The 22,861-nt window shown below is 56.7% G+C and carries 23 protein-coding genes; 5 read left to right on the forward strand and 18 right to left on the reverse strand.

The features are described from left to right. Positions 1 to 14: 14 nt before the first annotated feature. From ACED87_RS02660 to ACED87_RS02715, 12 genes are all read right to left on the reverse strand, one after another. Positions 15 to 1,622, reverse strand: a complete 1,608-nt coding sequence (locus tag ACED87_RS02660) for a PH domain-containing protein (protein WP_449089586.1) — start codon at positions 1,620 to 1,622, stop codon at positions 15 to 17. Continuing rightward, positions 1,623 to 2,180, reverse strand: coding sequence for a PH domain-containing protein (locus ACED87_RS02665; protein WP_449083093.1), 558 nt, complete (start codon positions 2,178 to 2,180; stop codon positions 1,623 to 1,625). Positions 2,181 to 2,264: 84 nt separating this feature from the next. After that, complete coding sequence (locus ACED87_RS02670) at positions 2,265 to 2,792, reverse strand: DUF3180 domain-containing protein (protein ID WP_449083091.1); 528 nt, start codon at positions 2,790 to 2,792, stop codon at positions 2,265 to 2,267. After that, the gene (gene folK, locus ACED87_RS02675; protein WP_449089587.1) at positions 2,789 to 3,295 is read right to left on the reverse strand and encodes a 2-amino-4-hydroxy-6-hydroxymethyldihydropteridine diphosphokinase; all 507 of its coding nucleotides are present in this window, start codon (positions 3,293 to 3,295) and stop codon (positions 2,789 to 2,791) included. The genes ACED87_RS02670 and folK overlap by 4 nt, the downstream gene beginning before the upstream one ends. Continuing rightward, positions 3,285 to 3,695, reverse strand: coding sequence for a dihydroneopterin aldolase (gene folB, locus ACED87_RS02680; RefSeq protein WP_237196340.1), 411 nt, complete (start codon positions 3,693 to 3,695; stop codon positions 3,285 to 3,287). The genes folK and folB overlap by 11 nt, the downstream gene beginning before the upstream one ends. A gap of 258 nt (positions 3,696 to 3,953) precedes the next feature. Then, a complete protein-coding gene (folP, locus tag ACED87_RS02685) occupies positions 3,954 to 4,853 on the reverse strand; it encodes a dihydropteroate synthase (protein WP_449083085.1) in 900 nt (299 codons plus the stop codon). A gap of 114 nt (positions 4,854 to 4,967) precedes the next feature. Beyond that, the gene (folE, locus tag ACED87_RS02690) at positions 4,968 to 5,534 is read right to left on the reverse strand and encodes a GTP cyclohydrolase I FolE (protein WP_237196337.1); all 567 of its coding nucleotides are present in this window, start codon (positions 5,532 to 5,534) and stop codon (positions 4,968 to 4,970) included. Continuing rightward, entirely contained in the window at positions 5,534 to 7,636 is a 2,103-nt protein-coding gene (gene ftsH, locus ACED87_RS02695; RefSeq protein WP_449083083.1) for an ATP-dependent zinc metalloprotease FtsH, read from the reverse strand. The genes folE and ftsH overlap by 1 nt, the downstream gene beginning before the upstream one ends. Positions 7,637 to 7,855: 219 nt before the next feature. Then, the gene (gene hpt, locus ACED87_RS02700; protein WP_449083081.1) at positions 7,856 to 8,407 is read right to left on the reverse strand and encodes a hypoxanthine phosphoribosyltransferase; all 552 of its coding nucleotides are present in this window, start codon (positions 8,405 to 8,407) and stop codon (positions 7,856 to 7,858) included. Between the two features lie 83 nt (positions 8,408 to 8,490). Next, entirely contained in the window at positions 8,491 to 9,684 is a 1,194-nt protein-coding gene (tilS, locus tag ACED87_RS02705; protein ID WP_449089588.1) for a tRNA lysidine(34) synthetase TilS, read from the reverse strand. Then, the gene (locus ACED87_RS02710; RefSeq protein ID WP_449083077.1) at positions 9,684 to 10,796 is read right to left on the reverse strand and encodes a zinc-dependent metalloprotease; all 1,113 of its coding nucleotides are present in this window, start codon (positions 10,794 to 10,796) and stop codon (positions 9,684 to 9,686) included. Before ACED87_RS02710 ends, tilS begins: the two co-directional genes overlap by 1 nt. Positions 10,797 to 10,950: 154 nt before the next feature. After that, complete coding sequence (locus ACED87_RS02715) at positions 10,951 to 11,469, reverse strand: inorganic diphosphatase (protein ID WP_449083075.1); 519 nt, start codon at positions 11,467 to 11,469, stop codon at positions 10,951 to 10,953. Positions 11,470 to 11,684: 215 nt separating this feature from the next. Between ACED87_RS02715 and dacB the strand changes: the two genes are divergently transcribed. Both dacB and ACED87_RS02725 read left to right on the forward strand, forming a co-directional pair. After that, positions 11,685 to 13,085, forward strand: a complete 1,401-nt coding sequence (gene dacB, locus ACED87_RS02720) for a D-alanyl-D-alanine carboxypeptidase/D-alanyl-D-alanine endopeptidase (RefSeq protein ID WP_449083073.1) — start codon at positions 11,685 to 11,687, stop codon at positions 13,083 to 13,085. Between the two features lie 351 nt (positions 13,086 to 13,436). Next, a complete protein-coding gene (locus ACED87_RS02725) occupies positions 13,437 to 14,243 on the forward strand; it encodes a hypothetical protein (protein WP_449089590.1) in 807 nt (268 codons plus the stop codon). Positions 14,244 to 14,772: 529 nt separating this feature from the next. Here ACED87_RS02725 and ACED87_RS02730 read toward each other — a convergent pair. From ACED87_RS02730 to mobF, 6 genes are all read right to left on the reverse strand, one after another. After that, positions 14,773 to 15,000 (reverse strand): hypothetical protein, encoded by a 228-nt coding sequence (locus ACED87_RS02730; protein ID WP_449083069.1) that lies wholly within the window; start codon positions 14,998 to 15,000, stop codon positions 14,773 to 14,775. Positions 15,001 to 15,676: 676 nt separating this feature from the next. Next, the gene (locus ACED87_RS02735) at positions 15,677 to 16,240 is read right to left on the reverse strand and encodes a hypothetical protein (RefSeq protein WP_449083067.1); all 564 of its coding nucleotides are present in this window, start codon (positions 16,238 to 16,240) and stop codon (positions 15,677 to 15,679) included. Between the two features lie 211 nt (positions 16,241 to 16,451). Next, positions 16,452 to 17,960, reverse strand: a complete 1,509-nt coding sequence (locus ACED87_RS02740) for a hypothetical protein (protein ID WP_449083065.1) — start codon at positions 17,958 to 17,960, stop codon at positions 16,452 to 16,454. Beyond that, positions 17,920 to 18,993, reverse strand: coding sequence for an AAA family ATPase (locus ACED87_RS02745; protein ID WP_449083063.1), 1,074 nt, complete (start codon positions 18,991 to 18,993; stop codon positions 17,920 to 17,922). The genes ACED87_RS02740 and ACED87_RS02745 overlap by 41 nt, the downstream gene beginning before the upstream one ends. Next, the gene (locus ACED87_RS02750; RefSeq protein WP_449083062.1) at positions 18,914 to 19,372 is read right to left on the reverse strand and encodes a hypothetical protein; all 459 of its coding nucleotides are present in this window, start codon (positions 19,370 to 19,372) and stop codon (positions 18,914 to 18,916) included. Before ACED87_RS02750 ends, ACED87_RS02745 begins: the two co-directional genes overlap by 80 nt. 39 nt (positions 19,373 to 19,411) lie before the next feature. Then, entirely contained in the window at positions 19,412 to 20,212 is an 801-nt protein-coding gene (gene mobF / locus ACED87_RS02755; protein ID WP_449083060.1) for a MobF family relaxase, read from the reverse strand. Positions 20,213 to 20,601: 389 nt separating this feature from the next. On the opposite strand from mobF, the gene ACED87_RS02760 reads away from it, so the two are divergent. From ACED87_RS02760 to ACED87_RS02770, 3 genes are read left to right on the forward strand one after another with little or no spacing between them, the layout of a single operon-like run. Beyond that, positions 20,602 to 21,858, forward strand: coding sequence for a YcaO-like family protein (locus ACED87_RS02760; protein ID WP_449089591.1), 1,257 nt, complete (start codon positions 20,602 to 20,604; stop codon positions 21,856 to 21,858). A gap of 9 nt (positions 21,859 to 21,867) precedes the next feature. Beyond that, positions 21,868 to 22,446 (forward strand): hypothetical protein, encoded by a 579-nt coding sequence (locus ACED87_RS02765; protein ID WP_449083941.1) that lies wholly within the window; start codon positions 21,868 to 21,870, stop codon positions 22,444 to 22,446. Between the two features lie 18 nt (positions 22,447 to 22,464). Next, positions 22,465 to 22,830 (forward strand): hypothetical protein, encoded by a 366-nt coding sequence (locus ACED87_RS02770; RefSeq protein WP_449083939.1) that lies wholly within the window; start codon positions 22,465 to 22,467, stop codon positions 22,828 to 22,830. Positions 22,831 to 22,861 lie beyond the last annotated feature (31 nt).

Below are 22,861 nucleotides of genomic sequence, written 5' to 3' on the forward strand. Positions count from 1 at the left end.
GCAGGTGCTCGGTTCTAAACAGACGCTCCTGGATTTGCCCCAGCGTCCGCAGATTCCGTTGCCAGTACAACTCCCATCTGGGCCAGGCGGACGGTCAGAGCGCGGGCGACCTCGGCATCCGCATTATGCACGGAGGTGGACAGGGTTCCCCCAGCAACCCGCAAGGAGAGGTGGGCCAGCCCAGCCCGCTTCTGCAAGGGACCCTGGGACAGCTCAAAGCTCTGCACCTTACGGTGGGGCACAAAAGACAGGCGGCGCACCCAGCGGCCGGCGCGAACCAGCAAAAGCAAGGGAGTTACCGCAAAACCGTTACGGCGGTAGGTCCACCAATCAAAGAAACGAGCACTCCGGGGAGAAACAGTAAACCCGCAATCAGCGCCCGACCCGTTCAAACCCGCATGGAGCTGATCAGGTGAAACACCACCGTCCTGCTGGGCAGGAAGAACCAGGGGCAGCACCCGCAAAACATCATCAAGAGTGCCTACCGGCAGCAGCTCCCCAGCGAACTCACCCTGCTCAGCGCCCTTACCCAACAAGGTCACTTCAACCCGGTACCAGCCGGCCATACGCCACAGTAGCGGCTGCACCACCTCAATACGCTGAATACGCCCCTCAGGTAGGGTCTGGGTGGTGGTATCGGTAAAACCAAACCGGGTTTTCAAACCGTCCGGGCTGGTAGACAGTGAAAAGTTGAAACCAGTATTAAAACGCTTCCAGGCACTAGAGACGAGAGCCAAAATAATCGCCACATTCGACGCAAAGAGAGCCCCCAGGGATAGGCCTTCACCCCACAGGAGGCTAAAACCGCCAACAGCCAGCAAAAAGAGCAAACCTAGAATCCGGCCTGCACTCAGCACCATCGACCCGAGAAGCCTGCCCACCGGAACCTTAACAACCAGCTGCTCACCGGCGTCCTTAACTCCCAGAAAATTCTCGCTCAAGTGATTGCCCAAGCGCCCAGCCATATCACGGTGGGCAGGCTGCTCAACCGGGGCGGACGCCGCAGCCGAAGAATCTGCCTTCTCAGCTTTAAGGGTACGCACCTGGCCCAGGAGCTGCTCGCGCAGGGCACGGGCATCGGCGTACTTGAGGAACTGCACCCGCAGGGCAGAAGAATCGCCGTCTGCCACGTCGAATTTAAGCTCTGCCAGGCCCAGCAGGCGAGCCATCAGGGGGCGGTTGACGTCGATAGACTGCACGCGGTCCAGCCGGGCCTTGCGCTCGGTTTTGAAGAGCATGCCGCTCTTGATATAGACGTTGTGGTTATCGACCGCAAACCGGTAAAAGAACCAGGTTGAGAGGAAGGGCAGCAGCAAGAGCAGGAAGAAGACGGCCAGCACTCCCAGGAACCAGAAGCCCCCGAAGATGCTCGTCCAGGAGAGGAAGATGGTGTCTGGCGGGCCGCTCTGCCCGAGTTCGCGCAGGTCAAGGGGCTCTTCCCCGGTGAAGAGGTCGTCGACCAGGTTGTTAGCAATGGTATAGACGAACACGACGATAATCAGCCAGGCCCTCACCAGGGGTGAGAGCGGGTGGGCACGACGCCAGGTGAGGGCGGCTTCTTCGTGGGCGGTGATATCGGTGGAAACCGCCGGGGATTCTGAGGTGGGTACCTGTTCGCTCATTTAGAGGCCTGCCATTCTGGCGTCCGACAGGTCGGTGAGAACCTCGCGCAGCTGGTCAGCATCGCTCTTGGCCAGGCCCGGAATGGTGATGCTGTTGGCCGCGGTTTTTACCTCGACGCTGGCCAGTGAGAGCGCATTTTCGAGCGGCCCAGAGGACACATCGACGTACTGGATTCGCCCGTAGGGCACAGCGGTGAGCGAACGGAAGAGCAGGCCGGAGCGCTTGAGCAGGTGGTCAGCGCGTTCACTGTAGCCGATAGCCTGCACCCGACGCTTGACCAGTATTAGCACCCACAGTCGCCAGATGAGTACCAGGGCAGGTAGGCCCCAGTAGGCCCAGGGTGCCCAGTTCCAGCTCTCCACCACAAGCGTCATGATAAGCGGTAGGGACGCCACTCCCAGCAGAATAAGGGACCAGATGAGAGAGGTGATGAGCTTAACCCGAACGTACTTGGGTGAGACCCGCTTCCAGCTGACCTCGGGCAAATCTATGGTCTGCTTGCCCAGGCCATCAAGGTCGAGCGGGGGCAGGGTAGGTGTAAATTGCGGCTCGTTCATGGTGCTCTCTCGTTACGTATACATGTCAGGGTGTGGTCTACACCATTATGGCACGAAGGTGAGAAAGCTAAACCTGACGCTACCTTAGGACGAGGCGTCCGGCTTAGTACGGGCCAGGGGGTCGGTCTGCGGGCTGACCCCGCCGACCCCACCACCGGCGTCCTCATCCCCCGGAGGCACCTTGCACCAGTTCTCGGCGACGATACCGGCAACCAGCATCACCAGGCCGCCAGCGAGGGCAAGCAGGCTCTCGATGAGGGGTTGGGCGGTAGCACGGGCGGACGCCAGCCCCACCTGGTAGACCACAATCGCTACCTGCCAGCCACCGACCAGGGCGCCGGTGAGGGCCAGGGCCTGGGCGAAGACAGCAACCCGGGCGGCCATGAGGGGGTTCATGGAACCGGCGTTCTTACGGGTCTCAACCCGGCTATACCGGTAGACCTGCCGGGCAAAGTAGAGGGCCAGACCTGCCAGGATGAGGGCAGCAACCAGGGTGAGAGCGGGCAGGGACAGCTCGGGGCCGCCTGACTGAACGCTCAGGAGGTTGAGGACCGCCCCGCTTGCAACACCTACACCCGCTAAGAGGGCAAGAGCCCGGCTTCGCAGTTTCACGCGCAGACCACCGGTGCGGGGTGGAACTCGCGGATGCCACCGGCGTCCGCTGCGTCATCTGCCAGCTGGCGTACCGATGAGCCGAGGAGCAGGGCTGAGGGGTCCATGCGGGCCCAGGGCTCCAGCACAAAGGCGCGTTCAGCGGCGCGCGGGTGGGGCAGGGTGAGGTCGGGGTCGTCCATCTCAAGTGAGGCGATATCGATGATGTCGATATCCAGGGTACGCGGGCCCCAGCGGACGTCGCGGGTGCGGTGGTGCTTCTGCTCAATCTGCTGGGTGTATTCCAGTAGCAGGAAGGGGCGAAGGCTGGTCTCAATCTCAACCACCATGTTGGCGTAGTCGGGCTGGCCGGCAGGGCCGCCCACGGGAGCTGTGATAGCGATGGGGGAAATCTTGGTCACCGCGATTTTCTCGTGGGAGCAGATATCGCCAATTGCCTTAATCAGGGTGTCTTCGCTATTGCCCAGGTTAGAGCCCAGGGCAAGAATGGCTTTAACCGGCATGCTTCTCCCTAAAAATCGTCACCGACACATCGGCGAAGGTCACCTCGATAGGGGCCTTGGGCTTATGTACGGTCAGCTCAACCGCCAGCAGGGGGAACTTCTCAAGCACAGCGGTAGCGATACGCTCAGCCAGGGTTTCAATGAGGTCCAGGGATTCACCAGTGACGATTTCGCGGATGACCTCAGCTACTTCGGCGTAGTTGACGGTGTGCGCCACATCGTCGGTGGCAGCGGCCCGGGTAAAGTCGGTGAACATGGTGATATCGACGAAGAAGGGCTGGCCGGTCTGCTTTTCAGAGTCGAGCACCCCGTGGTAGCCCACGCTACCCACACCTGTGAGCGTTATGCGGTCAGCGCGCGAGTAGTCTCGCGTATCTGCCGATGAGCTGTGATCGTGCATGGTCACCTTTCACCGAGTCTGGTCACCGGTGGCAGTTCAGAGTTGAAGCGCCGGTGCTTTGTAGCCATTATCCACGCAGCGGGGGCAACCGTTAGTGACCGTTATGTGTGCCCTTCGACATGCCTAAAGATAGTCTCACCCGGGTATTTGCTGGGAAGGATAGTACTTAAGCGGGTCTAAAGCACCACCTCTAAAGCGCTTAAAGTCACAAAGACATTTTCATTTATGACGCTTCTGTTTCATGGCTACCTGCGCCACCTAGTTTGAGAGAGCGGACGCTCGCCGCCAGGCTGCGCGCACGGCCAGGGCATCGGCGGTCGCCTGCACATTATGGACGCGCACGGCCCAGGCTCCTGCCTCAGCTGCCATCACCGAAAGGGCTGCGCTGGCAACATCCCGTTCAGTAGCCGGGCGCTCAGTAACCTGCTCTGCCGGCAGGCCGGAGGCTGCGGCGTCCTGCTCCTGTAAAAGCCGGGCGATAAAGCGTTTGCGGGAACCAGCCACCAGCACCCGGTGCCCCTCGTCGGCCAGGGTCTGCAGGCCCGCCAGAATCTGCCAGTTTTGTTCCCCCTGCTTAGCAAAGCCGGGGCCGGGGTCAAGAATAATCTGCTCGGGTGCCACTCCCCCGGCAAGCAGTCGCTCGCGCAGGGTAAAGAGCTCGCTAAAGACCTCACCGGCAACATCGGTGTAGACGGCCTGGGAGTCCATGGTGATGGAGGTACCGCGCGAGTGCATGAGAATGTAGGGCACGCCCAGCTCAGCAACAGTCTCAATCATGTCTTCGCGCAGGCTCATGCCGGCAACGTCGTTGATGATGTGGGCTCCAGCTGCCACGGCGGCGCGGGCGGTTTCGGGGTTGAGGGTATCAACCGACATGACGATATTTTCAGTAGCTAAAGCTTCTATGACGGGCAGGACGCGGCGCTGTTCCTCAGCCAGGTCAACGCGGGTAGCCCCGGGGCGGGTTGATTCGCCGCCCACATCAATAATGTCTGCCCCCTGGGCAACCAGGGTCTTGGCGTGTGCAACTGCCGTGGCGGCGTCCGCGTGCAAGCCACCGTCGAAGAAGGAGTCGGGGGTGACGTTGAGAATCCCCATGATCAGGGTGCGGTCAGTGGGCAGGTTGGCGAAGGAACCGTGGGCGTGAGGAAGGGTCATGCACCCAGGCTAGCACCCGCTTACCTGCTCGCCTGAGCTAAGGGGACCTGATTTCTAAAAAAGGACCGCATATTATGCGGTCCTTTTTTAGAAATCAGGTCCCCTTGGGAGAAATCAGGAGGCGTTGATCAGGCTCATCGCCTCGGCACGGGTAGCGGGATCGCGCAGGGCCCCGCGGACGGCGCTCGTCACCGTCTTGGTTCCCGGCTTCCGCACCCCGCGCATGGACATGCACATGTGCTCAGCCTGCATCACCACAATCGCACCGGTAGGCTGCAAATGCTCTTCGAGAGCCTCAATCACCTGGGTAGTCAGACGCTCCTGCACCTGGGGGCGCTTAGCGTAGACATCCACCAGGCGAGCCAGCTTCGATAGGCCCGTCACCTTGCCATCACCGCCAGGGATATAACCGATGTGGGCGTGCCCGAAGAAGGGCACCAGGTGGTGCTCGCAGGTCGAGTAGAAAGGAATGTCCTTGACCAGAACCAGCTCGGAGTGGTCAATGTCGAAAGTGGTACCCAGAATATCGCCGGCGCTCTGGTGCAGACCGGCAAACATCTCATCGTAGGCGCGGGCTACACGGGCCGGAGTATCGAGCAGGCCGTCACGATCGGGGTCCTCGCCGATAGCCAGCAGAATCTCACGGACGGCTGCCTCGATACGGGGCTGGTCAACTGCCATTATCGAGGCCCTCCCAGGGGGTCAACATCGGGGTTACCTGCGGGGCCTGCAGCACCGGGGTGAGGGTTACCGGGATCCATCGGGTCCACGGTAGGCTGCTGCACGATAGCCTCATCAGACTCTGCTGCTTCATCTGCCCGCTCAGAACCAGCCTTAACAACCTTAACCGGGGGCAGGGTGGAAGGTTCGCGGTTGGACTTAGAGTACCAGTGGCCACGTTCAGGACGCTTGCGCACACCGGCAAAGATCTCAGCCAACTCGTTCTCCAGCAGGGTTTCTTTCTCCAGCAGGGCCAAAGACAGGGCATCAAGCACATCGCGGTTATCGCGCAGAATCTCATAGGCCTCATCGTGAGCCTGCTCTAGCAGGGCGGCAACTTCCTGATCAACCAGGTAGGCCATCTCATCAGAGAAGTTGTTACCGCCACCGGCAGCACCACCCAAGAAGGGGTCAGATTCCTTAGCCGCCAGGCGAACAGAACCGACCTTAGCGCTCATACCGTACTCGGTGACCATCTTGCGGGCAGTATCGGTGGCCTTCTGAATATCGTTAGAGGCACCGGTGGAAGGGTCGTGGAAGATGAGTTCTTCGGCAGCGCGGCCGCCCATGGCGTAGGCCATCTGGTCAAGCAGCTCGTGGCGGGTGGTGGAATACTTGTCGTCCTGGGGCATGACCATGGTGTAACCCAGGGCGCGCCCACGCGGCAGAATCGTAATCTTAGTGACGGGTGCCGAGTTACGCAGGGCCGCCGCCACTAGGGCGTGACCGCCCTCGTGGTAGGCGGTGACGGTGCGTTCGTGTTCGCTCATGATGCGTGAAGAACGCTGAGGCCCTGCCATGACACGGTCGATAGCTTCATCAATAGCGCGCTCGTCAATGACGTTGCCGCCATCGCGGGCAGTGAGCAGGGCGGATTCATTCATGACGTTAGCCAGGTCTGCGCCGGTAAAGCCGGGGGTGCGCTTGGCAATAGAAGCCAAATCTACACGGCGGTCAATGGGCTTGCCGGTTGCGTGCACCTCAAGAATGCGTTGACGGCCCTTGAGGTCGGGGGCATCCACACCGACCTGGCGGTCAAAGCGGCCCGGGCGCAGCAGGGCCGGGTCGAGTACGTCGGGGCGGTTGGTTGCCGCGATCACGATGATGTTGGAGGTGCCGTCAAAGCCGTCCATTTCAACCAGTAGCTGGTTGAGGGTCTGCTCGCGCTCGTCATTGCCGCCGCCCATGCCGACGCCACGCTGGCGCCCTACCGCATCAATTTCGTCTACGAAGATAATGGCAGCCTTGTTGGTCTTGGCTTCTTTGAAGAGGTCACGCACACGAGAAGCACCCACACCCACGAACATTTCAACGAAGTCAGAACCAGAGATGGAGTAGAAGGGCACACCTGCTTCACCGGCAACGGCCTTAGCGAGCAGGGTTTTACCGGTACCGGGAGGGCCGTAGAGCAGCACACCCTTGGGGATCTTGGCGCCCAGGCGGGTGAACTTTTCGGGTTCAGCAAGGAACTCTCGTACCTCTTCAAGTTCTGCCAGGGCCTCATCGACACCGGCTACATCAGCAAAGCGCACGGTGGGGTTGTCTTTGTTGAACTTCTTAGCGCGTGACTTAGAGAAGTTCATAATCTGGTTGCTACCGCCGCCCAAGCGTGACATGAGGAACCAGAAGAGAGCCACAACGATGAGGAAGGGCAAGATGTAGGAGAGCATGGAGGTAAACCAGTTGGACTGCACCGGCTGATCGGTGTAGGACTCAAGGTTGGCCTTATCCATGGCTGCGACCACGTCAGTAGCGCGGGGCTGCACGTAGTAGAAGCTTACGTTCTTACCCTGGTTATCACCGGCAGGGTTAACGTAGTCGTCTTTAAGTTCCAGGTCTACACGCTGGTCACCATCAAAAATTTTGGCGCTAACGACCTTCTCATCGTGCAAGAGGCTAATACCGACGTTGGTATCAACGCGGGTTGAAGAGGCTAAGAAGTTTGAGAAAATCATGGGCACGGCAATAAAAACTGCCAACAGTACCCAGAACCAGGGCCCTGAGATGAGCTTGCTGAAGAAACCCTGCTTCTTGGGGTCGGGGTTGGTATCCGTTTTCTGCACGCCGTGCCTTCCACAAAATGACGGTTGGGGCGCAGGTGCACCCCCTGAGTGTAGGGTCTTCGCACACCTATTTTTGGGTGCACGAAGCTCAAGACCTATCTAATCTACCTAAAGTTACTAGCTATTCGCTTGATGCGTGAAGGTTTTCACCTCAGGGCAAAAGAGTTATCGTCGGGCACTGGGTAGGTTCTGCCCTCCCCCAGCGCCCGCTGGTAGGGCTTATGAGTAGACGTGCGGCGCCAAGGTGGCGATGCAGTCCAGGTTGCGGTAGCGCTCAGCGAAGTCCAGGCCGTAGCCGACCACGAACTCAGGTTCAATATCCCAACCAACATACTTAACATCAATGTCGGTCTTAACGCTCTTGGGCTTACGCAGCAGAGCACAGATTTCTACCGAGTTAGCGCCACGAGAAACTAGGTTCTGCTGGAGCCACTTGAGGGTCAGGCCGGAATCAACGATATCTTCAACGATCAGTACGTCACGGCCGGTCAGGTCGGTATCAAGGTCCTTAAGGATGCGGACGACACCCGACGACTTAGTACCTGAACCGTAGGATGAGACAGCCATCCAGTCCATGGTGTAGTGGGCCTTGAGGGCACGAGAGAGGTCGGCTACAACCATGATGGCACCCTTGAGTACGCCAACGAGTAGCACGTCGCGGCCTTCGTAGTCCTTATCGACCTGGGCGGCAAGTTCTTTAATCTTGGCGTCGATTTCTTCTTTGCTGAAGAGAACGTTTTTGATGTCGTTCTGTACGTCGAGTGCGTCCACGGTTGATCGCTTTCTGCTGGTCCAAAGGGTGTGCGCCCAGCCCCAGGGGCGGGGCGAAGTGCGTGTTCACCTTTAAGTATGGTTTATGGGGTGGTGTTGAGTAAAACGATAAGGCCGGTTTTTTTGAGGTTATAGCTCTGGCCTGCCCGCCTAATAGTAACGCCAGGGCGGCGCCGGTAAGCAGAAACATGCCCAGGCAGCTGAAGCGGCCCAGCAATAGAATGTTCACTCACGAAAGTATCGAGGGCGGCAAGCCTCTCAAACCCCGGGGCGATACCGCCAGCTTTCTCCAAGGCCAGGGCAAGGACGCGGGTGCGCACCGCCGGGTGCAGACCGGCCAGGGCGGTGCGATTGAGCAGAACAAGCCCGCGACCCTGATCCACCCCCAGCAAACCCTCCATAGGGGTACCGGCCGGGGCGATGTCGTCCGCACCAACTAGCACATGGGGGAGGGCTTGTTCTGCCGCGGAGGCCAGGTAGTCGGCGTCCGCCCCCGCAATGGTCGCGGTACGAGCCAGGGAAACAGCTACCCCACCGCCCAGGTGCTCTTCCAGGTAAGGCAGGACGCTGTGGCGCACGCGGGCGCGCATAAGCGACTGGTCAGTATTGGTGGGGTCATGCCAGGGGGTGAGGCCTGCATCCGCGCAAATCTGCTCAATCTCGGCCCGGCGCAGGGCCAGCAGGGGGCGAATAACTCGCACCGGCCCGGCGAGGTGGTTCTCGGTGCGGTCCACGGGCATACCGGCTAGGGAGCGGGTCCCAGAGCCACGAGCCAGGCCCAGCAGCACAGTTTCAGCCTGATCATCAAGAGTATGCCCCAAGGCCACAGCCACAGCCCCCGTTGTGGCAAGAGCACGCGCAAAAGCCCCGTAACGGGCAGTGCGGGCAGCCATCTCAGGGCCCTCTTGACCGCCCTCAACGGCTACAGTTTCTACCAGCACCGGGTTAAGACCTAGCTCCTGCAGGGTCTGAGCTGTACGGTGCGCAACCTGAGCTGAACCGTCCTGAAGCTGATGATCTACCACCACCGCGCCCACACGCACGTCCTGACGCCGATGAAAATGGGCCAGCAAGACGGCCAGGGCCAGCGAATCTGGACCACCTGAAACCGCAGCCAGCACCAGAGGAACCTGCCCAGGCTCTGCGCCTCTGCCCTGGTGCGCTGACGAACCGGTGGGGGCTACCGTACCTGCCCCCAGCACCTGATCCAGCACCCCGGCCACCTCGCGGCGGGCGGCACCTACCACCGGGTTCAAACGAGTTTTACGCTGCGGCACTATTTGCCTTCTTCCTGCACGTCTACACCCAGGACCCGCTCAACCCAGCGGGCAGGGGCATGAAGTTCAGCCACAGTCGGCAGATTCTCAGGGGCCTGCCAGATACGGTTGAACCGCTCCATGCCCACCTGGTCGATGACCGCCTGCACAAACTTTTGACCGTTCTTATACTGGGCCATTTTGGCGTCCATACCCAACAGTTTGCTCATAAACCGGGGGAAGAAACCCTGGGTCTGACTGCGGCGCTCAAAGCGGCGGCGAATAGTTTTAACGGACGGCACGATGGAAGAATCAACAGCATCCATGACCACATTAGCGTGCCCCTCCAAAAGGCTCATGACACCGGTGACACGATCAAGAAGCTCCCGCCCCCGGTCACTGAGCAAAAGGGCCGCACCACTAGTCGCAGCCTCAAGGCTCGCCCCAGGTGCCTCCTGCCTCTTCATGCCCCGCACCGCGCCGGTAGCAGCAGAAGCGATACGCTCTGGCAGGTTCTCGGTGGTCTGCCCCAGTTCTTCACCCAGCTCATGCATGAGATTCAGCAGGTAGTCACGCAACCAGGGGGCAGCGGCAAATTGCACCCGGTGGGTCTGCTCATGCAGAGCCACCCAGAGACGGAAATCCGCCGGGTCAAGGTTGAGCTCTTCTTCCAGTTTGAGCAGGTTAGGGGCCACAATCATCAGGCGGCCACCGGGTGCCCCATGGCCAGCTAGCGCGGCGTAGGGGTCGTACTGGCCAAGGACGCGGGTAGAGAGGAAAGCCAGCACGGCCCCAATTTCTGCGGCCCCACCCATCTCGGTCACCGTTTTCTCAGTACTAGAGAGCCTGGCGAGACGGTCACCTAGCACCCGCTCAGCAACAGGACCCAGAATCACGTCAAAGGACTGGGTGTTGGCTTTAACCCAGGTGGCACGGTCAACAATGAGCAGTTCAGAATCGTGCAGGTTCTCGGCGGCAGCTAGCTGGGTAATAGCGTGCACATAATCAACAGCGGCTGTGGCGGCATAGCGCATCTCTTCAACCGCTTTGCGTTTGGTAGCGACCTCAGCGCTAGGGCCAGCTGGGGCCAAAGTTCCTGCAATTTTATGGGCCAGGGAGAAGTTGAGCTTCATGGGAACCCACTCTACCGGCTCCTTACCGCCTTGGCCTACCCAAGCCGCCCACCGGCGTCCGCACCTTTAAAGGGGCGGAGGCTGAGCCCCATACAGGGCTCAGCCTCCTATCCCGACGGGGGCACTAGTTAGCTTTCGCTACCCCACCAGGTCTTTAGTTCTCGTCTGCTTCAGCTTCAGCAGCGGACTCATAGTGTGACTTCTCAAAGCGCTCTTCGGCCTCAGCAACCAGCTTCTCAGCGAAAGCACGGTCTTCCCAGCCCTCACCCTTAACCCACTTACCGGGCTCCAGGTCCTTGTAACGCTCGAAGAAGTGCTTGATTTCTTCCTTGAGCTGGTCAGCGACATCGCCGATTTCCTGGATGTGGTCATAACGCTTATCTGCCGGTACGCACAGGACCTTGTCGTCACCGCCAGCTTCATCAGTCATACGGAAAACGCCAATGGGGCGGGCCTCAACCAGCACACCAGGAACAACATCAACATCAAGCATCACCATGGCGTCGAGCGGGTCACCGTCTTCGCCCAGAGTGTCTTCAAAGTAGCCGTAGGCGGTGGGGTACTGCATGGAGGTGAACAGTACGCGGTCCAGACGCAGGCGACCGGTTTCGTGGTCAATTTCGTACTTGACGCGTGAGCCGCGGTTAATTTCGATTGTGACGTCCAGTTCCAAGGGGGAACCTCCTGGTTGAGTGATATGTTAGGCCCGCACTATGCGCGAGGGGTTTCGGCATATCAGTCTAGCTGAGAACCAGCCATCTGGAGCCCTTATTACAGGGCTGGCACGCCAGTGTCACTCGTATTACATGCTCTTATTTCCTCATGCAGGCTATAGGCTTATCTAGAAGGACCCCTTTTACCCCCTAAGAGCTAACCTGCGGAGGTTTCATGACTGCTTCTCGCCAACGCCCACTCACAGCCTGGGTGGTCGCCGCCCTCCTCGCAGCCGGGTGCGCCGCAGCAGGGGCCTGGGCAGTACCCGCCTGGCAAGAGGCCCAGGACCTCCAAGAAGCCTCAGTAGCCCCCGCCCTGAGCGCTTCCCCCATCGCTCTTGCAGAAACAAGCACAGGGGCCCCCCTCGATACTGCCGCCCTCAGCAAGGAACTAGACCAAACTCTCGACAGCCTAGGCCAGGGTCTTATCTCCGCCCAGGTTCTTGATGCAGAGACCGGCCAGGCCCTCTACTCCCGTGATGCCCAGGCTAGCCGCACACCGGCGTCCAACATGAAACTGCTGGTGGACTACGCCCTACTCACCACCGCCCCGCAAGCCCGTTTCACTACGTCCGTGCACCTCAATGACGGTTCAACCCTCACCCTAGTTGCTGGCGGCGACACCCTGCTCGTTCCTGGGCACTCGAACCCCACCGCCGTCATGGGCCATGCAGGTATCGAAACCCTGGCAGAGCACACCATCGACTCCCTCACACAACAGGGCATCAGCGACACCACTCTTAGCCTCAACCTGGACACCACCCTTTTCGCCGGTGATGCTCTCAACCCCGAATGGGCCCAGGAAGATATCGACTCCGGTTTTATCAGTGCTGTCACCCCGCTGGCTTTCTACTCCCACTACTCCCCCACCAGCGACGGCACCGCCCCAAGTACCAGCCGCCCCAGCAAGGCCCCAGCAGAAGTGCAGCAGACACTACTAGCAGCCCTCAATAGGCTGGGGGCGGACGCCGGGCTCACCTTCACCGCAGGTAAGCAGGTAGCTGCCCCCAGCCAGGGCCGGGAAATCGCTGCCGTAGAATCTGCCACCGCAGCAGAACAGTCAGCCCTCATGATGCAAGAATCAGATAATTCCCTGGCAGAAACCCTGGGCCGTAATCTCTCTGTGCTCACCGGCGGCGACGGCTCCACCCAAGGAGCTATCACCGCTGTGCGTGAGGCCCTGGCTCAGGCGGGCTTACCCACCAACTACACCCAGGTCGATCTCAGTGGCCTGTCTATGAATAACAAGGTCAGCAATGAGCTACTGACCGGTATCGCCCTACGAGCGGTCAAGGGAAGCTCAGGCGAACGCCTGGCCTTACAGGGTCTGCCCGTGGCGGGCTACAGTGGCACTCTGGGGCTGGCTAATCGTTTCAATGACGCTGATGAGCTCAGCGGGCGCGGAGTGGTTCGCGCAAAAACCGGGACCCTCAACTCGGTGCTTTCACTGACCGGCTACACCGTCACGGACTCGGGCCGGGTACTGGTTTTTTCGGTCATCATGAATGACCTTGAAGATACCAATGCCGCCAAAAACACTATGGATCGGTTCGCCGCTCAACTGAGTCAGCAGTAGATTCAACCATCGCTGTCAGAGGAAAATTTTTGGTGCTGTCCTTTAAGGACTTAACAGATTTCTTAAAAGTTTTTACTGGTGCAAAACCCTTCTGGAGATGGTTTTGCTCCACTGCTGATTCATCCCGCAGCGGGAGCCTACTGCCTATCTGGCAGCATCGAATCAAGGTAAAAGAAAGCCCTCACACGCTTAGAAGCATGCAAGGGAGCATTTCTCGATAAATACACCAGAGTCTCTTAGATACCAGCATGAAAGCTGGTGGCTCGGTTTCTGCCTCTTAGCCTACCAGAACCTAAATTAGATTCCTGTAACATCACTCTCAGCGCACACAGAGACGGAGCACACCCATTCATGTTCAGCTTTGAAAACTACATGGCAGCCGAACGCTTCGCACCCTACAAAAGCACCCGCCCTACTGCTGCACAACAGCGAGAACTCTATCTCTGGAACAGCCAACTGTCCCAAGAGATGAATAAAGCTATCGGCCACGCAGAAATTTTTATCCGCGAAGCCATCGACCAACAACTACGCACCTGGAACCTCAAACAGCCCCAACGCCCCGGCTCTACCCACAATCAAACAGGTGCCCCACTACACCGCCGCGATCCCCGCCGCCGCCCAAGTGGAGGGTCCGAAGAATGGCTTAAACACCCCTCTCAGAAACTCGCAAACCTCATCTTCTCAAAACGAGGCAATAGGCTAATTTCCGAATACGACACCGCCTTCTTCAGAGCCAAACAAGACCTCAACGCTAGAGTTCTCTCCCATCCCAGGCACGGTGCTGCAATTACACATGATGATGTCCTTGCTCATATCACTTTAGGCACCTGGAAACATTTGCTACCTGATGGGCGTTTGAACACGAGTGATCCTCTTAACCGTGACCAGGTTCGTACTAAAAACTCACAATTAGACCTCTGGAATCAGGCTTTGTCTTTAGCTTTCCCCTATGAGTCGAACCCGTATGTGATTTCTTATCGATTAACACAGATGCATGTGGCACGGAATCGTGTAGCTCATCATGAAAGTCTATTGAATATGGGAGTACCTGAGATTCATAGAGCTACGGTGCGGTTAGTGGCAGCTATTGACCCTCAGCTAGGTAGTTGGCTGGCGAATGAATCGCAAGTTATTGAGTGCTGGAGGCAAAAGCCCTAACGGGGGTAAAGATGCAACTGCGGTAGATTTTTCGTTGCGATTGTCATTAGGCCGTTCTCTTCGGTGTATTTCAGGAGTGCAGCTTTCCCGGTGATAGGCAGCGCCCCTCTTCTTGGTGTACCGGTGCTGTCATAGGGTGAGCGGCACGCGAATCGCCCCAGCGACGGGCGCAGCCCGCCCTTGACAGCAACCAGTACACCAAGAGAAATCATGAAGCTGCTACCGGGAAAGACAAACACCCCCACACCAGGCCAAACCCCGAACCTAGCGCTCCAGTCCCGGCCCCCGACCACGCTCATAATCCCACCCACGAGGTGAAGAAACATAACTAGCCTCTGCCCGCCGAGCAGACACAGCCTTCGCCACACGAGCAGAATGAGCTAATCGCTCCTGAGCCTGCCTTGACCACATTTGAGCCGGAAGCCTCCAATCAGTAAGCTGACCCAACACCTGCACAGCCTCCTGCTGCTGCTTCTTAGTCTGAGCACTGATCTGCTGATAATCAGGCTCATGAATAACCCCCTGCTAATCAATCACAGCAGAACTCACCCCCAGCCAGTACAGGAGCTTGCCCCAGCACCTCTTGAGCCTGCGCCAAACGCTGCTGAGCCTGCTCATAGCCCTCCTTAGCCTGAGCCAACTGTGCATCAGCCTGCTGCACTTGCGCCGTTGAAGGCTCCTGGGCCGTGATTTCATCAAGGGCGCGTTCAGCCTGACGCAGCGGACTGATCTCAGACGACTTCTTCGAGTCCGTCATTCAGAGCAACGCCGTCCCAGTTGAAACTGAAACCTGGCGCAAACTGCTCAGCAAATTCAAGTCACCCCTGGCGCTGGATATTTACCTCTGGCTCTCCAGTCGTCTGCCCAAGCTCCAGGCCCTGGTGTATATCAACTGGGAACAGCTTCAGGCTCAGTTTGGCTCTCAAACGCAGAACCTAGATAAATTCCGAGAGGTCTTCCGTCCGGCCTTTGTCACTGCAATGAGCTGCATGCCTAACGCTAACGTCGCTGAAGAAGGCCAAGGCAAGCAAAATGGCTTTAAAGGCCTCCTCTTGCATCCCTCGAAGCGCTCCATCATACAAAAATAACCTCACCCGTAGCACATAGCCGGCCCCGTAGAGACGGAAAAATCCGTTTCTACGGGGCCTTGTTTTGCTTGAAAGAATCTGAGGTTCCTTATTTTATTAGGGAACTAGATCAGCTATTGAGGTTTTCGTCCAAGTAGCCATCCAACACTCACGAGCACGCCTACTGTTACAAACGGTACTCCCAAGAGCCAGCCAACTACCCGTTGGTCAGCTCCCAAACTGTGAAACAATAGCCAGCTGATAATACCTAGACCCCAATACAGTAGAATCGTGGGAAGCCCAATATTGTTTTGAATTCTTTCTAACATACTGTTCAACCTATCTGGCTAGATAAATATTTCGGCTTTAATCGAAGCAGGCGACAGATGCTCCAGTTAGTCCGCCGCCGACTCCTCCGACGACAGCTCCTACTGCGCCCCCGCCCACAGTACCGATGACAGGGAGAGTGACGGTTCCGACTGCGGCTCCTGCAAGACCCAAGGTGCCTGCGCCAGTTACAGCTCCGCCACCGATACCTGTCAGACACTTGCCCACGCTACGCATCTCAGTAGACGCAATTGCAGAAATAAGAAGCTCGTTATTGCCGTTATCTTCGTACTTCAAGAAAATCTGGTTACCATTTTGGTCAACAGCTTCTTCGGGAAGTACTTCTGAGTTACCTTTTGCATCGGTTGCGATAGCCTTGCCATCAGCATTGATGGTGAACTTTAGCTCGTCAGAGCCAACGATAACCTGGCTGTCATTAACGGCGAGATACTTGAGCGATTCTTGAGGAGAATCAGCGGTGTTTGAAACAGCACTTATGGGTGTTGTGACGGTATCTGCATGGGTTGCCGGGACAATCGCACACATTCCGCTTACAGCTAGTGCGATAGAAGTAAAACCAGTGATAGCTTTCTTGGTGGTCATCGTATTTTCCTTTCGTTCCGCAGCGCCTTTGCCGCGGTGATTGGCGATGTCTCCATCTCACCAGTATTTATAATTTATAAAGAAAGTAAACTTACTAAATGGTGGTTTAGTTAACAATAAATAACATCTTATGCATACTTACTAGTCAGGTGCTTATAAAAATCTCATAGATAAGCGCTTAGAATCAACTATTCTATCTGGATTAGTTAAACTACAGGCTCGGGCCGTAATTAACCCCAGGCTCAAACCCCGGAATAGACTCAGGCCTAGGCACAGGCTCCTGATAACTATCAGACCCAGCCGCCGACTTACCCCCGATCCTATGAACGTCGCTAGCCCAGTAGCGCTCATTAGCACCATCAACAAGCCGTAGATTCTCCACAGCCCGCTCAAGCATAGCCCGCGCCTGCCCCTCAATATCCTCATACACAGGATCAACAGCATCACCAAAAGCGTTAATGCTGGCACTAGGCCAATCAGGGTGAACCGGAGCAGGCCCAAAGAACGCTGACACCTGCTCAAACCGTGCCTGCGCCTGACGCTGGGAACGCTCACACGCCTCTACCTGCGCCTGAGCACGCACAACAGCCTCATCAGAGGGAACCTGCCCCCTCACCTGCTCCAGCGCCCGCTCAGCCTCAACCACCGGGGCATTAGAACCCATCAAACGCTTGAAGAAACCGCCCTCAGCACGTTCTTGCACCACCTGCTCATAACGGCTTTCTGCCTGCTGGAGCCGTTGCTGGTGCTCCCGCATAGCGCCTGAAAAATCAGCCTGCACCGCTTCGAGCGTCTGCCGGGCCTGCTCAGTGCCCCCTTGGGCTTCTGTCAGTGCCTGACGCGCCTGAACGAACTGGCTAGCGGTGCCCTCGTTGGCTTCGATGTGGGCAACCCACTCCTTGGTCTTAGAGGTGAACTGGGTTAGCCTCTGAGCTTCGGCCAACAAAGCACGATTCTTAGTGATAAAGCTGGTGAGCTTGGGGTGCTGGGGCAACTTACCACCCGGTACAGTTTCCACTATTTCTCCTCGTGAGGTAAAGATTTTGGGTTTTACAATCTTGCCCGGCTCTGCTGGCACTGCGTAGATTTTGCCCTGGTCAGTTACACCGGCAACAAGGTACTTGCGGTTGTTATCCATCAGGCCGTCTCCGGCTTCGAGTTCGCGCACATACGCCCAGGCAGGGTAATCCTCCGGCACGGCAGTCGCTAGGTCGGTATCAGCCAGCATCTGCCGTAGCCCCTCAGCCACAGCACCCAAACCACCATCAGCCCGCTCACGACCCAACGCCTCCACAAACTGCTCACGCGCCTCATCCACATCCGCAGCCACACAATGCACCACATTCTCAAACCAGCCACGCGTCAAACCCACATACACACCAGCGGCGTCCGTATGACTAGTCACCAACAAATGAGCACTATCAACAGTCATACCCTGAGAACTATGCACCGTCGTCGCATACCCCAGCTGCACCGATGAAGCCACATACTCCACCGGCAAGGTATGCACAGACCCGTCCTTATCGGTGGACTGCACCCGCACAAAGCCCTCAGTGACACCCCGCACCACATAGCTCTTACCGTTAAGCACACCCAGCTCCCGGTTATTCTCACGGGTACGGACAATATCGCCAACCGTAATGGCCTGGCCCTCCATCGACTGCACGAACCGACCAGCCTCAATATCCCGGGCATAGGCAGTATCCCCCGCTAACACCACGCAAAAGCGCAACCTCAGCGTTCACACCAGCCACCAACTCATTAGTGCTCGCTGAAACTACAGTGCTACGCCCGGCCTGCTGGTTGGTCAGCCACTGCTGGGATAAAGCGTGCTGGGCACTGGCTTCATCAGCGTGCAGAACAACAGCGCCACGGTCTACCAGCTCATCAAAGATAGCCCTAGCGTTATGGCGTGCCCTCATTTTCAAGGACAGCTGGGCGTAGGCTTCATCTACCTCACCGGTAGCGGTTCTAAAGCGCCAGACGCTCTCAAGGTCAGTGGTCACCGGGCTAATCTGGGCACACTGTTGCAGCACCCCACCGCGTCCAACTGCCGATAGCTGGGCATAATCTCCGGTCACTACCAGCTGAGCACCGGTTTTCAAGGCGACTTCGTACAGGCACACAGCCACATCTTGGCTCAACATGCCCGCTTCATCAACCACCAGCTGATCGCCCGGGCGCAAGGCCCATGCTCGCGGCACATAGTGATTTTCAGCTGGTTCACTCCAGGTCGTTACCCCGTGCTCATCAGTAGAAAAGTCGTATCCGAAGGCCTTGAGCAGACCGTGGGCGGTGTTGGTTTGCGCCCCGGTTTCTGCTTGGGCAACCTCAGCGGCCTTAGCGGACGGCGCGACAATGAGCTGCCGTCCCCCACGGGCTTCAACAGCGGCTTTTGAGTCTTTGAGCAAGGTGGTTTTACCGGCCCCGGCAGGCCCCGTGACCACCACCAGCTGGTGGGTTCCTGCCATATCCGATAGAGCCTGACGGTGCGCAGGGTCAGTGGGCATGCTCAGGCGCTTGCCCTGAACATCAGTGAGTACCCGTGAGCTAAAAAGCCAGGTAAGTACGCGCTCATCAACGCTCTGGTGCGCCCCCAGCTTCAGGGGCTTTGCTAGGGGGCTATAGGACAGCTCATAGGAGGTTTCACGCGCTACCAGGGCGCTGGTGTAGTCAAAGAGCTTGGACTCGGTAGCTACAACCTGCTGTGAGGTCAGTAGGGGGCAGGTGCGTTGGTGCCTGGTAAGGGTCAATGTCCGGGTTAATGAGCAGGCACCGGCTTAGGGCAACATCAACGATACGCCCGGTAATGTCTTTAAGGCCCGCGGCCTGGGCAATGACGTTGTTTTCAGCGCAATAAGTCAGCGCCTGGGCTTTGATATCAGCAACTGACCACCCTGATTTTTGCTCTGAAAGCAGCGCTAGAACCCAGGTGGCAGCGTCGTGGTGAAAACCAGGGGCCAGGCTATCGGCGTTCCGCAAGGCATTAAAGCGCGTGGAACGACCAGAGGGGGTAGGGGCAACAAACCCCAAATCAGCTAGCTCGGTGGCCCATTTTTCGAAATTGGCGCTGTTCTCACTGGTCTTATCAGCTCTTGTATCAGCCCAGGCTTGATGGTCAATGCGGTTCATCAAGTCCACGCCGATCAACTGGCCGGGGTGCTCTGCTTCTCACAGGGCAATGAGTTCTTTTTTGCGGGTGTTAATCTGCGCGTTGCGCTTGCTAAAGTCCTCCACGAACCCGGCTAGTTCTTCGATTTCCCCGGTGTGTGGGTTGAAGGTGTACCCGGTCTCCATCAGGTAGGTGCGAAGCTCCATATCCCCGTTGATGATGGCGGTGCCTAGGGCGTTGATGGTGGCGTTGTGCTTGACCAGCTCGGCAGTATCTAGTGCCCGCCAGCGTCCGCCGACATAGACCCGGTTGAGGGTCTGGAAGTGCAGGTGCCAAAAGGGGTCACCCTCGCGGGAGGTCTTATGCACTACGGTTGCTGATTCTAGGCGTTCAACCGGCACCCATGAGCGCACGCCCTGGTTCATGATGCGGGTGTGCAGGTTCTGTGCTTGGTAGCGTCCGATAGCTTCGGCAGCTCGGCCCATGGTGCGTTCTAGGACGGTGGCGAACTGTGAGTCAATGGCGGCCAGGACGGAGAGAGATTTAGGGGCGTTGATGGTTTTATCAACGAACATGACGGACTGCTCGGTTTTGCCGGTGACTGGGTGTACGCGCTCTTTGAGGGTGCCCCGCTTTTCGCCGGTGCGCGGGTCAATCCATTCAACCCACCCTTGGTATTCCTCGGGGGTCAGAAGCTGAATATCCTCGATAGTCCCATCGGAGGTGTAGGCGGTGCGGGTGGCTAGGAGCTGGTTGTTTTCGGTGTAGTAGCCGCTGGCTGCTAGCTGGGTGTCTTGTTCGAGGTAGCGCCGTGCGGCTTGTCCGCCGGTGCCTTTGAAGAAGACCATTCCGCCTTTCATTGTCTGACTTCCTTTCGGCCGTGGTTGGTGTGCGTTTTTGTCACGGGGCGGTAGCCCAAACTGTGTTTGGCATACGTGCCTGTTGTTTTTCTCTGTTTTCTAGTTTAGTGGTGGTGGGTGTTCTTGTGTAGTGGTGTGTGGGTTTGTTGTCCTGCTTCTTGGTGTGTTCTTGTGCTGGTGTTTGTCTCTTGGTGTCTGGTTGGTTCTTCTTGTGGCTTTGAACGTGGTAACATGAGTCTCAAAGTTACAATTACTGAAGATTAGTATGTCTGGTGAAAATTGAATAGATTGGAGGAAAAGTATACTTTTCTTCATTGTCAGAACCTCTGCCAAATGACCTTGGGTTCGCACGCAGGGTTGTTGGGCCCTATGGACTTATAAGCCGCACAATGCTATTAGAGAATTCAAACGGTGAACCAGACTTTTCTATCTATAGCTCTTTCCTTGGAGATCCGTCTAAAGCACTAATAAACCAAAAGGTATGGTCTCATAGCGCAGCTTCAGGAAATTTTGACGGTGCCGGTGGAGCAATCGACCCTAAGTTCGCGGAAGCAATTTCAATAGTTGAGTCCATCGAGCGTTATTCCTCTTGTGCATGGGACGAGAGTGAGTTCATCTGGGCAACCGAACAGGAGCTAGGAGATAAGGCAGTTGCCCTCCAGCGATGGCCTCTTTGTTCCGAAAGTGAGGTCGCCGATACCCGGTGCCGCAATATTCTTCCCGATCCCAGGATTCCCCTACGATGGGTTAAAGGATGGTCACTGACCAGAAAACAAGAGATTTTTGTTCCGGCTTTTCTCGTTTATCTTAATTTTCCTGCCTTCTCGCAATCCGAGATGTTTGCAAATGCTGTTTCTACAGGAACAGCCGCGCATTCAGATATTCGTCGCGCGCTACTATCTGGTATACAAGAGGTCATTGAACGGGATTCTATATCCCTTACCTGGTTGCAAGAGTTGCCTCATCCTCGGATCGACATTGATTTTGAATCCCTGCGACCAGAGGTTAAAGAGTATGTCAAAGTCGGGACCGTTCCTGGTATTGAGACACATGTCTTCGACGCTACGAGCGACTATGGCGTTCCGGTCCTCTATGCAATCCAGACCTCGGAGCACGACGATGAGTTAGCGCAGGTGGTTGCGGCTACGTGTGATTTAGACCCACAACGGGCCTTGGCTAAACTCTTCCGGGAATTGGCATCTTTGCGTATTGCCCTGCGTATGTATAAGAAACTTCCGCCTGAGCGACGTGCATCAGATGAATCAGTCAGCGTTATTGGTGGTGCTATCGAAAATGGTCGACGGAAAAATCGTCACCGTTTTGACTTTCTCCTACGAAACAATAGGAGGGCGCGAACTCTGGCAACCCTGGCTCCTAGCATTCAGGGAGAGGACCCACTTGACTGGATAGTAAGTCAGTTAAAAAATCAAGGCGCCGAGTGTATAGCGGTTGATTTGACCACAGACGAGGCTCGGCAAGCCGGACAACGTGTAGTAAAGGTACTTATTCCGGAGGCTATGCCTCTATCATTCAGCCATTACGCGCGTTATCTTGCGCATCCTCGCCTCTATGCAGCGCCGATTGCAATGGGGCACCAATCATCTCCAGAAGCAAACATTAACCCTAATATCCAACCATTCGCTTAGGATCACAACATGTTCTGGCATTCTCAGAAAATAGCCCTATTTTTAACACAAGGCGCATTCGGTAAAGCCGTAGCCTCTATGCTCGCGGATGATAACGATATCGTTACAGAAATCGATGGTCCAGTATATGCAGCAGATTTACCATATGCAGATTTCATCATCCCAATCACTGTTGAATCAGCGCATCAAATTCGTGATTGCATTGATTCGGTCTCATTCGTACGAGGGATTCCACACGTCGGCTTAGAAATTTCGCATAAACATATAGTATGCGGACCGCTCGTTATCCCCGGTTCAACCGCCTGTTATAAGTGTTACCGACACCGTGTTGAGCAGCATGGCGGATACTTAGCAGAAGACAAGTTACCAGAAGGATTCGCTTCATATCACGTATCTATCGCTGCTGGATTTTTAAGATCGGCAATCAAAGAGGCAGACTGCAACACGAACAATCTGGGCGGTACGGTCAGGACTTTTAACCTAATCAATGGCCATTTTCAGCAATCTAGCACTGTAGCTGTTAACCGGTGTGAGCGTTGCAGTAAAAGGTTTCGAGAAAAACCACTACCGGCTCTCTCATCACTGTAGATTTCTAGGAACAAGCCAATGAAAAACGAAACACTCAACGCTAATACGCTCGGTTATGCTGCGCACTACGATTTGCAATTTAAAATTCCACGACAACCAGTTGTGCGGCAGGGAGTCATTTTCAAGTCGGTGGAAGGCGGCATAAAACTACTCGGGGCGCCTACGGATAAACTTTTTCAAGGAAAATTCGCAGGTGATTACCTCATCCAACTCATCAATTTATGCGATGGCAATAGAACCCATGAAAAAATTGCTAGTGAGTTAGACATATCCATAGAGGCCGTCTTTCGGGCGCTCTCTTTGCTTTGGGCATCAGGAGCGCTGGAGGAGGGAGATATTGAGGCTTATTCAAAAGTAGACACGCACCCCACACCCACCAACTAGACAACGGCCCCACCCGCGGCAAAAATATGAG

It is taken from the genome of Rothia sp. 32237D007AR (genome assembly GCF_053544675.1).